This window comes from Shewanella sp. SM21 (genome assembly GCF_025654335.1).
Lineage (GTDB): Bacteria > Pseudomonadota > Gammaproteobacteria > Enterobacterales > Shewanellaceae > Shewanella > Shewanella oncorhynchi.
Window position 1 is genome coordinate 362,261 of the sequence record NZ_JAKKRL010000001.1, and the last position, 10,972, is coordinate 373,232.

10 protein-coding genes are annotated in these 10,972 nt (G+C 44.2%); 2 read left to right on the top strand and 8 right to left on the bottom strand.

The genetic code is table 11. The features are described 5' to 3' along the window. Positions 1 to 60 precede the first annotated feature (60 nt). The 5 genes from thyA to rppH are packed head-to-tail and all read right to left on the bottom strand — an operon-like array spanning position 61 to position 5,346. Positions 61 to 855, bottom strand: coding sequence for a thymidylate synthase (gene thyA, locus L5L94_RS01465; protein ID WP_263160829.1), 795 nt, complete (start codon positions 853 to 855; stop codon positions 61 to 63). After that, positions 852 to 1,661 carry a prolipoprotein diacylglyceryl transferase gene (gene lgt / locus L5L94_RS01470; RefSeq protein WP_263160831.1) on the bottom strand — a complete coding sequence of 270 codons (810 nt, stop codon included), beginning with the start codon at positions 1,659 to 1,661 and terminating at the stop codon, positions 852 to 854. The genes thyA and lgt overlap by 4 nt, the downstream gene beginning before the upstream one ends. Before the next feature lie 42 nt (positions 1,662 to 1,703). Beyond that, the gene (locus tag L5L94_RS01475) at positions 1,704 to 2,504 is read right to left on the bottom strand and encodes a sulfite exporter TauE/SafE family protein (RefSeq protein WP_028760835.1); all 801 of its coding nucleotides are present in this window, start codon (positions 2,502 to 2,504) and stop codon (positions 1,704 to 1,706) included. 59 nt (positions 2,505 to 2,563) lie between these two features. Then, complete coding sequence (gene ptsP / locus L5L94_RS01480; RefSeq protein ID WP_263160832.1) at positions 2,564 to 4,798, bottom strand: phosphoenolpyruvate--protein phosphotransferase; 2,235 nt, start codon at positions 4,796 to 4,798, stop codon at positions 2,564 to 2,566. A 23-nt stretch (positions 4,799 to 4,821) separates the two neighbouring features. Beyond that, a complete protein-coding gene (gene rppH, locus L5L94_RS01485) occupies positions 4,822 to 5,346 on the bottom strand; it encodes an RNA pyrophosphohydrolase (RefSeq protein WP_006080762.1) in 525 nt (174 codons plus the stop codon). A 690-nt stretch (positions 5,347 to 6,036) separates the two neighbouring features. On the opposite strand from rppH, the gene mutH reads away from it, so the two are divergent. Together mutH and L5L94_RS01495 are read left to right on the top strand one after the other, a co-directional pair. Further along, positions 6,037 to 6,708 (top strand): DNA mismatch repair endonuclease MutH, encoded by a 672-nt coding sequence (mutH, locus tag L5L94_RS01490; protein ID WP_131523041.1) that lies wholly within the window; start codon positions 6,037 to 6,039, stop codon positions 6,706 to 6,708. Between the two features lie 122 nt (positions 6,709 to 6,830). After that, entirely contained in the window at positions 6,831 to 7,898 is a 1,068-nt protein-coding gene (locus tag L5L94_RS01495) for an adenylate/guanylate cyclase domain-containing protein (protein ID WP_105249866.1), read from the top strand. Between the two features lie 55 nt (positions 7,899 to 7,953). Here the strand turns inward: L5L94_RS01495 and oxyR are convergent, their stop codons facing one another. The 3 genes from oxyR to L5L94_RS01510 all read right to left on the bottom strand — a co-directional run bounded on the left by oxyR (position 7,954) and on the right by L5L94_RS01510 (position 10,647). Continuing rightward, positions 7,954 to 8,865, bottom strand: a complete 912-nt coding sequence (gene oxyR / locus L5L94_RS01500) for a hydrogen peroxide-inducible genes transcriptional activator OxyR (protein ID WP_028760839.1) — start codon at positions 8,863 to 8,865, stop codon at positions 7,954 to 7,956. Between the two features lie 282 nt (positions 8,866 to 9,147). Continuing rightward, positions 9,148 to 9,513, bottom strand: coding sequence for an Hpt domain-containing protein (locus L5L94_RS01505; protein WP_028760840.1), 366 nt, complete (start codon positions 9,511 to 9,513; stop codon positions 9,148 to 9,150). Between the two features lie 204 nt (positions 9,514 to 9,717). Beyond that, positions 9,718 to 10,647 carry a TIGR01212 family radical SAM protein gene (locus L5L94_RS01510; protein ID WP_263160834.1) on the bottom strand — a complete coding sequence of 310 codons (930 nt, stop codon included), beginning with the start codon at positions 10,645 to 10,647 and terminating at the stop codon, positions 9,718 to 9,720. Positions 10,648 to 10,972 lie beyond the last annotated feature (325 nt).

Sequence of the window (10,972 nt, forward strand, 5' to 3'; positions counted from 1 at the left end):
AATCGTAAGTTTCTCCCCAACACCTCGGTTATCCCGAAGTGTTAGGCTAAAAAACATACATCACACAGCAACAGGGGCTTTGATATGAGGGTGTGGAGCGTAGTTTGTTAATTCAAAATCATCGAATTGATAGTCAAAAATCGACTCAGGTCTGCGTACAATAGTCATGGTCGGCAACGGTTTTGGATCACGGCTTAACTGCAGTGCCGTCTGTTCCATATGATTAGAATATAAATGGGTATCGCCACCCGTCCATACAAAATCACCTAAGGCCAAGTCACATTGCTGGGCGACCATCATAGTAAACAAAGCATAACTGGCAATATTAAATGGCAAACCAAGAAACACATCACAACTACGCTGATACAGCTGACAAGATAATTTGCCATCGGCTACATAGAACTGAAAAAATGCGTGGCACGGTGCCAAAGCCATTTTATCCAGTTCGCCCACGTTCCACGCAGAAACGATAAGACGGCGAGAATCTGGCTGAGATTTTATCTGGGCGATAACTTGCGAAATCTGGTCGATAGCATCACCACTCTGGGTTGGCCAGCTGCGCCACTGGGCACCATAAACTGGGCCCAAATCGCCATTATCATCGGCCCATTCATCCCAAATGCTGACCTTATTTTCGCGTAAATAGGCAACGTTAGTTTCACCCTTCAGAAACCACAGCAATTCATGGATGATAGAGCGCATATGGCATTTTTTGGTGCTCACCAAAGGAAAACCTTTGCTCAAATCGAAGCGCATTTGATAGCCAAATACCGAGCGAGTCCCAGTACCTGTGCGATCCGATTTATCCACGCCTTCGGCTAATATATGCTTCATTAAGTCTAAATACTGTTTCATTGCTGCTTACCTTGCTTACGAAAAATCAAGTACAAACCGATTAACACCATAGGAACAGAGAGTATCTGCCCCATAGTCATATATCCCCAGTAGAGTCCCAACTGTGTGTCGGGTTGCCTCACAGTTTCAACCATAATACGGAACATACCGTAACCGACTAAGAACATACCAGAGACTGCACCGACTTTATCGGTACGTTTGCTAAACCAGTAAAGTAATAGGAATAATGCTACGCCTTCAAGGGCGAACTGATACAACTGGGATGGATGACGTGGGTCAGGCCCACCAGTTGGAAACACCATAGCCCAAGGCACATCAGTGGTTCGTCCCCAAAGCTCGCCGTTGATAAAGTTACCAATACGACCAGCGCCTAAACCAATAGGCACAACAGGTGCCACCATATCGGCGACAGCAAAAAAAGTACGTTTTTGTTTCCACGCGATATAGAGCATCGCCGTAATCACGCCCATCAAACCGCCGTGGAAGGACATGCCACCTTCAGAGATTTTAAATAAATATAGGGGACTGGCGAGGAAATAATCGAAATGATAAAAAAGCACGTAACCGATACGGCCACCTAAAATCACCCCAAGAAAACCATAAAAGAGTAAATCTGAAACTTGCTCCCGCGTCCATATCCCCTTTGAACGGTCGGCTTGGCGGTTCAACAACCACATGGCCGCAACAAATCCGACTAAATAGGTAAAACCATACCAACGCAGTGCCGGTTCAAAGGTTTGTCCAAAAAGATTAAACGGTCCAAATGAAACGATCACGGGATCGATATTGGGAAAACTCAACGCCATAACACATCCATTAGCAGCCTAAAACAAAGATAAACATAAAAACTAGGTCAGAATTAACTTAAGGCCGACACATAGAAGTAACAATGCAAATATCTTTTTAAGTACAGGTGTTGGCCAAGTGCTCGCCGCTTTTACCCCCACAGGCGCCATCAAGACAGAAGTGATTACTAAACCAAACAATGCAGGTAAATAGATATAGCCTAAGGTACCATAGGGCAACTCAGGGGCATTCATACCTGCAATAATATAGCCGAAACTGCCAGAAAGAGAGATTAAGAAGCCCATCGCAGCAGAAAAGCCCACGGCTTGACGCATCTGTAAACCATAAAAAGTCAAAAATGGCACTATCAGTATACCGCCACCTATCCCGGTCAAACCTGCCAAAACCGCAACAAAAGCCGATACAACAAAAAGCACTACTGAATTAGGTAATTGACGATTTGATTCGGCCTTAACGGGATAAGCCATTTGAATTGTCATTAAAATCACAAAGATGGCAAAACCTTGTTGTAACTTATCAGCGGGAATACGCTCAGCAATAAAACCTGAAGCCAGCGCGCCTATAATCAGGCCCGGTAACATTGATTTGAATAAATCCCAAGGCACATTGCCACGCTTATGGTGGGCACGTGCCGACGAAATAGAGGTGAGAATAATGGCTGCTAGCGAAGTGGCAATTGCAATATGGGGGAGCTGAGTAGAGCTAATACCGACCGATGGCAAAATATAAAGCAGTGCCGGCACTACAATCAAGCCGCCACCGATACCTAATAATCCTGCCATAAAGCCGACAAATGCGCCTAAAGCCAAGCAAATAAAGAACACCAACAACAAACTATCCACACGAGTACCTACAGCGTGATAAATTGAGGGCCTTAGCTTAAAGCAAAACACAGCATTAGTTAATTAAGAATTGTTGCGAGACCCTGCTGGGTCAAATATTCTTTAACCAGCTCACGCACTTGGAAGCCGTTTGATAGGCTCAGCGCTTTAGCAAGTAATTGATCTAAATCGGCCCGCGCAACACGTCGCAATAGATAATTGATCCGCGCTAAACTGCCCTGATTCATACTCAACTGATCGTATCCCATAGCCACAAGCAAAATGGCCCCCATAGGTTCGCCCGCGAGCTCTCCACAGATACTAATATCGAGTTTATGGTATCGACAATCGAGGTGCGCCTGATGCAAAGCCCGCAATATTCCAGGATGATAACTGTCAAATAACGAGCTCACCCGCGGGTTATTACGATCAACAGCCAGTAAATATTGGGTTAAATCATTACTACCAACAGAGACAAAATCCACTCGTTTTGCCACATCATCCAACTGATATAACATGGCAGGCACTTCGAGCATAATGCCTATTCGTGGCATCACTATGTCTCTGTTAACATCGTTTTTTAATTCGACATAGGCTTGTTGCAAATATTCTAAGGATTGATCGATTTCATCTAAGTTGCTTACCATAGGCAGCAAAATACTTAACTGTTTACCGTCTCCCCCAGCCTGTAGCATGGCCCGTAACTGCACCAAAAACAGCTCAGGATGATCCAGAGACAAGCGAATACCGCGCCATCCAAGGAAAGGATTGTCTTCTTTAATCGGGAAATACGGTAAAGGTTTATCGCCTCCCACATCTAAAGTACGCATCACCACAGGTCGACCGGACGCTGCCGATAAGACCTGTTGATAGACTTTGACTTGCTCAGATTCACTCGGGAAGCGCTGTTGCAACATAAAAGGAATTTCAGTGCGATAAAGCCCAATACCGTCGGCGCCCTCTGCAATTTCAGAGGCCACACCACTGAGTAATCCCGCATTGAGATACAAGCGAATACGTGAACCATCTAAGGTTACAGAAGGCAGCGCTAATTCTTGGGCATACTGGCGTTGCAAGGCTTTTTGTGCCGAAATAAGGCTACGATACTCACCGACAATAGCGGGTGATGGCGACACCAATAACTGACCACGGCTTGCGTTTACGACTAGAAGTTTTTGGTCAATATTGGCAGATAACAGTTGCTCGACACCTGTGATTGCAGGCACACCTAAGGCGCGGGCTAAAATGGCGGCATGGGAGTTTACGCCACCAAGCTCCGTGACAATACCCGCAAGCTTTTGCCTTGGGAACTCAGCCAACATAGTCGCATCGGCTTCACGGGTAATGAGGATTACAGGTTTATCGGGCTCAAGCTCTAGACGTTCTGGCTCAATAAGTTGGCGCAATACTTTTTGACCTAAGTCGCGAATATCGCTAGCCCGCTCCTTAAGGTAAGGGTCTTCCATTGCTAAAAACTGTTGAATATAACGTAGAGACACTCGGCTCACCGCCGACTCAGCAGCCCAGCCTAATTGCACTTCACGGGTATATTCGCCGCCTAAACTAGCATCATCGAGCAGTAACTGTAATGCATTGAAAATGGAGACAACTTCGTCATCTTGCTCACGATCAAACCGTTGAGATAAGGCACCTATCGCTTCTTTACAACGCACCATAGCCGTGGTTAAGCGACTCGATTCATAGGCAATATCGTCAGAACGCACCTCAGGCTGTTCAAGGGGGATTTCCCCACCAAGTACGAAGGCATACGCAATGGCGATACCGTTTGATGCTGAAGTACCTTGAAACAGAATTTGTTGATGATGGGAGCTGACTTGTGCTTTTTGTTTTAACCCACGCACTGCCATCGCTAATTGGGCGGCGAGGGTCATCAGGAAGGCTTCTTCGCCCTCACTGAATTGACGAGCACTCGCCTGCTGTACCACTATCACCCCAACCACAGCCTTCTGGTAGATAATAGGTACAGCTAAAAAAGCGCGGTATTCTTCTTCGGCGACTTCAGGAAAAAGCTTAAACCTTGGATGAAGCCGAGCATCCGCTAAATTAACGGCCTCTTCTCGCTGGGCAGCGAGTCCAACTAAACCTTCAGTCAGCGGCATACGTACTCGACCAACGGCGCTTTTTTCAAGACCATCGGTTGCAGATAACACGAGTTCTTGCTCTTCTAGGATATAGATGGAGCAACATTGGGTTTCCATCGCCGCTTTAGTCGATGAAACTAAGATTTCTAATGCGGTTTCCAAACTGTGGGCAGATGCCACAGCCTGAGTAATATCCCTAAGCGTATTTAACACTGTTTTCAATCCTCTTTTGAAAATCAGCCCGTTGTTTTTTGTCTTCCCCGTTTCCTAGGTATTTCTAGGGTTTGGAATGACAATGCCGTTACCGCAAACTCTTTCATCACCTTACGATAAACATCACGCTTAAATGACACGACTTGCCGCACAGGATACCAATAACTTACCCAGCGCCAATCGTCAAATTCAGGATGCCCAGAAGAACTCAAATTAATCGCACTATCTTGGCTTTTCAGTTGTAACAGAAACCACTTTTGTTTTTGCCCGATACACACAGGTTTACTGTCTTGTCTGACTAAACGCTTTGGCAAACGATAGCGCAACCAAGAACGGGTCGAGGTTAATATATGCACGTGTTCAGGTCTTAGGCCCACTTCTTCATACAACTCACGGTACATAGCCTCTTCTGCTGTCTCGCCATCATCGACGCCACCTTGAGGAAATTGCCATGAGTGTTGACCGAAACGTCTAGCCCACATGACTTGGCCATATCTGTTACAAATTATAATGCCCACATTTGCGCGAAAGCCGTCGCTATCAATCACATGGACTCCAAATCACATTAAATTTTAATAAACTGATTGTTTCATAAAGCTAGTCTCTCAGCAAACCTCTATTTTATCCTAAGCTTTGGATAACATCTGACTTAAAAGACATTTATCAACAATGCTAGGGGATGGAATCCGGGGATATCCACATTTTCTGTGGATATCTCTGTTTGAAACTCAGGTGAACTTGTTATAACGTTCAAAAAACATCTATTTACCATCGTTTTTAAAATTTAGCGTTAAAACTTAATAGCAAACAAATTCATAAACTTGCACATTAATCATGATTTATTTTAGACTAAAAAACCAATAAAGCTCATTATTTGACCAGCAAGAAGTATTTCTATCATTCTCGCGATATTACTCAACTTTATACACAAATAGTGTCCACAACTGTCCACAAAAGCCAGAATAAATGCACTTTATTCGCATTGACTTAGGATTTTTATTAGGTTAAGAGGCTCACTTTCCTGAGTTATCCATAATATCTGTGGATAAGTATGTGGGGAACGCAAGGGAAAGCAGAGAGTAACTTTGAACACTTTTTTGCAAAACGGGGGTTAACACGGATATAAAATTTAAAATCAGTTACTTAGAATAAAAACATTCGGTACAAGTTCACTCCCCCTGTAGTGCTCGTTTTTTAACCGCCATTGCTAAGCGGTTATTTTTAAGTAAAATCCAGCCATGAATCGAATTATCCCCCCCGAAAATCTATCTGAACTACTCGAACGTGCCAACATGATGGCGGGCGTGAGTTTGGCGCAGATAGCCAGCCAAAGAAGCATTCGTGTCCCCAAGGATCTTAAACGCGATAAAGGTTGGGTCGGTCAATTAATCGAAATGGAATTAGGCGCAACGGCGGGTTCTAAACCTGAGCAAGATTTTCTACATTTAGGGGTCGAGCTAAAAACTATCCCCATTGATACACAGGGGCGACCGCTGGAGACCACTTATGTCTGCGTGGCGCCGCTATCGAATATCCAAGGATTAACCTGGCAAAACAGCTTAGTCTGCCATAAGTTACAGCGAGTACTTTGGGTACCCGTTGAAGGAGAGAGGCATATTCCTGTGGGTGAGCGCCGTATAGGTACGCCAATATTGTGGGAACCGGATCCGCACGAGTTGCAATTACTGCAACAGGATTGGGAAGAGATCATGGAGCTTATCGCCCTCGGAAAAGTAGAGAGGCTTACAGCGCGCCACGGCGAAGTGCTGCAATTGCGCCCTAAGGCCGCTAATAGTAAGGCGTTAACACAAAGCATTGCCGAAGATGGTAGCCTCAAAATGACCAACCCTAGGGGCTTTTATTTAAAGACCAGTTTCACTGCTATGATACTTAATAAGGTATTTGGTTAATTTTTAGTAACGATATGGACTTGGATTGATCCAGATCACAAATTTCACTGGCACTAAGGTGACTCTTTTCTATAAACTACGGCATCCTGAAATCACAGCCGTATTCGGATACCAATCAAGCAGTGAGAGCACGTAGACAAGCGAAAAAACTCCTTTTTGCGATTTTAGCTTGGGCGATTGCCATGGCTGCATTCGTGTTTTTTCGATATGCCCAATCACCAGAGCTGCCCCAATGGGCTGTAAGTTCGGCTGATCTCGCAACACTTGCTATCTACATGGGGATAATTTTTGGCAGCTTACATTGGATGTCGAACGTCATTGCAGATTTCAGTGCAATCAATCGCCTCCCCTATGTGTTTTCAGTCATCTTTAAGGGCTTGTTTTTATTACTGGGTGCTACGACGTTAGCTTACATGACTCAGTTTTTAAATATGTGGGCCATCGAAAATCACATGTCGACCCTCAGACAGATGCTGACGGCGCACATTCTCTATAGCCCTTCATTCCAAGCATTGATCGTATATTTGGTCGTCGTACGAGTCAGCTTAGCTTTTGTCGAGCAAATGGCATTATTAGTCGGGCCGCGTATTTTACTCAACATAGGCCTTGGTAAATACCACAAGCCAAGATATGAGCAGCGCTTATTCCTCTATTTAGACATGGTCGCCTCAACCACACATGCCGAATCACTTGGCGATTACCGCTTTAGTCGATTGATCCAAGACAGCTTTAGTTTACTTTCAGATACAGTGTCCAATAACGAAGCTGAAATCTACCGCTATATGGGAGATGCAGTGCTGCTTCACTGGCCATTAGAAGAAGGGATAGTTCACGACCGCTGCATGAATATTTATTTTGAATTTAGCCAACAACTGAACTGGCAACGCCGCTACTTTGAAGAGCATTATGGCTTTGTGCCGAAATTTAAAGCGGCAGCCCATTGTGGCCAAGTCGTCGCTGCAGTTGTTGGTGTACAGAAACAAGAAATTAGTTTCTTTAGTGACGTGCTCAATACCTTAGCAAGACTGCAAGATCAATGTAATCCACTAGGACAGCGCATGTTGATTTCGGGCGCACTCGCGGGACGTTTAGATAACCCCAACACTCAGTATCACCTATCAAATCTAGGCCCAGTAAAACTCAAAGGGAAACAACACTCAATTGAAGTGTTTGGCGTTTCCCCGCTCTGATTTGTAATCGACTTTAAGCTTTAGCTTGAATTAATGCTTTGCAGTTACAGTCAGTTTATTCCTCGTCCTTAGCTAATAATTTTTGGATCATTAAACCTAAAGTGCGGAAAGTTAAGATCCGACTGGTGGTTTGACGCCAGACAAGGCCGATATCACGGTAAGGTGCCTCACCCGGTGGCGTCATCACCACTAAATCTGTGTCATTCAAAATACCCGCGTCAATGGCCATTTGCGGAAGAAACGTGGTGCCCAGTTTACTGTTCACCATCTGCACTAAAGTATGCAAACTGGTGGCGGCAAACGGATTGACTTTCGCACTATCACCTAGCTGACATGCAGTAATAGCATGGCCAGTGATGCAATGCTCACTTTGCAGAAGAAAAATGCTCTCGTCCGGCAGAGTTTGATAATCAATAGGTTGATGTATGCCACCCGCTAAATCTTTGTGGGCAACCATTTTGAAAGGATCTATGCCCACTTTCATGCTGTGGTAACCGCTAGTATCAACGGGTAGCGCTAGGATCAATAAGTCCAGCTCTCCTTTACCCAAAGCATCTAGCAAACGCTCAGTGGTATCTTCCTTCAATAATAAACTCATCGCCGGATAAGATTGCTGACACTGGCGGATCACACGACTCAATAGGAAAGGCGCTATGGTTGGAATACAGCCTAAGCGAATATCCCCCGTCATCGGCTCACCTTGATTTTTCACTAATTCCACCAAATCATCCACATCAGTGAGAATTTTACGGGCGCGCTGCACCACTTCTTCACCAATGGCGGTAAACATAAATGACTTATGGTCTCGCTCAATCAACTGATGTCCTAACTGCTCTTCTAGGTTTTGGATCCCACTTGAAAGCGTTGATTGACTGACAAAACACACCTTAGCGGCGCGGTTAAAATTCTGCTCTTGATGGAGATTCACCAAATAGAATAAGTTTTTTAAGCTAGGTAAACTTTTCATTTTCTCGATTGCCATTAAGGTTATGAATTAAGAAATTAAATCTACTTTAGCATAAGTGATGAGCAATAACGCGGCATAAGATATCAGGATTGTGACCCGAATCGATATTCAATCGGTTCGCCGTAAAACTTAAGTGGGAGTAACAAAATAAGATGGGAAAAGCGCTAACAAGAAAATGTCGAAAACAACAAACTTAATCGTAAAACCAATGCAAGATTCACTCAATTGAGCGCAACAATAGACATTATTGCTGCGCCTTAACTTACCTTAGCAAGTAATATTTTATGCTTTGGCTTGGAGGAATAACTTTAACTGTTGTAAATCTGCACTCGCGTGTTCAACGATGTCAGCAACCCAAGAGCCATGTTCAGCATCCCATCTTGCTTCTTCGCCATGCTGTAATAATTGGGCGATTTGCTGAATACGTTTTAACCCCACAGAACCTGCAGCACCTTTAAATTTATGTGCTTCTGAACATAAGGTATCTTTGTCTGCTGCGTCGTTAGCCTTCACTAGATTTCCAACATATTCAGGCATTAGCTGCTCAAATAACACCACACTCTTGAGTAAGGTACCGGCACCAATGGCGCTGCAGTACTGTTCGAGAGTATTGAGATCTAGGATTGCTTCTAATTCAACTGTGGCCATAAGGCCTCCCTTAAGTGGTTCAATGCTTAAAACGAATTTATCACATGATACCCACTAAAATTGTCAGTGCAACTTATAGCGATATTCATGGTCTAATTCAGATTAAAATTAACAAAAAACAAACTAATAGTCGTAAATAAACGCTTACGACATAATAGCGACGACATAACATTTGGGGAGTAAATTTATCCCACTAACTTGCCTCTATCGTTGCGCTAATGCGTGCCCTTGTCCACCATAAAGCTGCAAATTATCCACAATCGCCACCAATCCATCCCAACGATAGACACACCAATCGGGTGCTAATAGCATAGGTTTTTTCGCATAAGCGGTGACACGGTGAAAAATCACTTCCGCGGGAGTATGGCGGATCATCTCACCGACACTGTGGGCATAATCCTCAAGACTCAATAAAGGTAAGCGCCCACTTCGCCACGACTTAGCCATAGTACTACCTTCGACGATATGCAAAGGATGTAGCTTCAAGCCATCAACGCCATGCTGCAATACAGCAGCTAAAGTCGCCATATAATCGCTATGGGTTTCATCGGGTAAGCCAAGAATGAGATGAGTGCACACCTTAAGACCGCGAGCTCTCGCCCTCGACACAGTGTCACAATAACAAGCGAAATCATGGCCACGGTTAATTCTACGCAGTGTTTCATCTTTGGCTGTTTGCAACCCGAGCTCTAACCACACATCGACACCTTTTTCCTGATAGCGCGCCAGTAAATCCAGTACATTATTCGGCACACAATCGGGGCGAGTTCCTACACATAAACCGACTATCTCGCCATCTTTAACCGCTTCATCGTACTTAGCCATTAACACTTGATATTCATCATAAGTGCTAGTGTAAGCTTGAAAATAAGCAATAAATTTATCGGCTTGTGCCTGAGGCTTCGCCTCACGATAGCGGCTCTTACCCTGTTCGAGTTGCTCAGTAATACTCAATACATCGGCGGTTTGATGGCTAAATGACGCCACATTACAGAAAGTACAACCTCCGCGCCCTAAAGTGCCGTCACGGTTAGGGCAAGTAAACTTGGCATCTATAGTGAGTTTTCGCAGTCGGGTGCCATATCGCGCCTTGCAAACGGCACCAAAGGTGTTCACATATGCATCAAGCCCCATCAGAGCACCCACCAAATTTCATATCGCTTCATTGAGAATAACCAAGATAAAATCACAAATAGAAAAGAAAATACGTGAACAAATAGAAGAAAAAGCTTAGTGTAAATAAGGTAGCGAGAGTTTTCTTGGCGCTACATCAAATTCCCGCCTGACTCATACCGTTATTATCATAAATGTGCGCACCCTCAAATTAGCCAGCTTACCGCTGAGATCTTGCTCACATCAAAAATGAATAACAATTCAACAATTTTAATTTTTTATCTACTTACTGTGTTTGCAATAAAAATCACTATTTCTAAATCAAAAACAATCCCATCAGCATGTT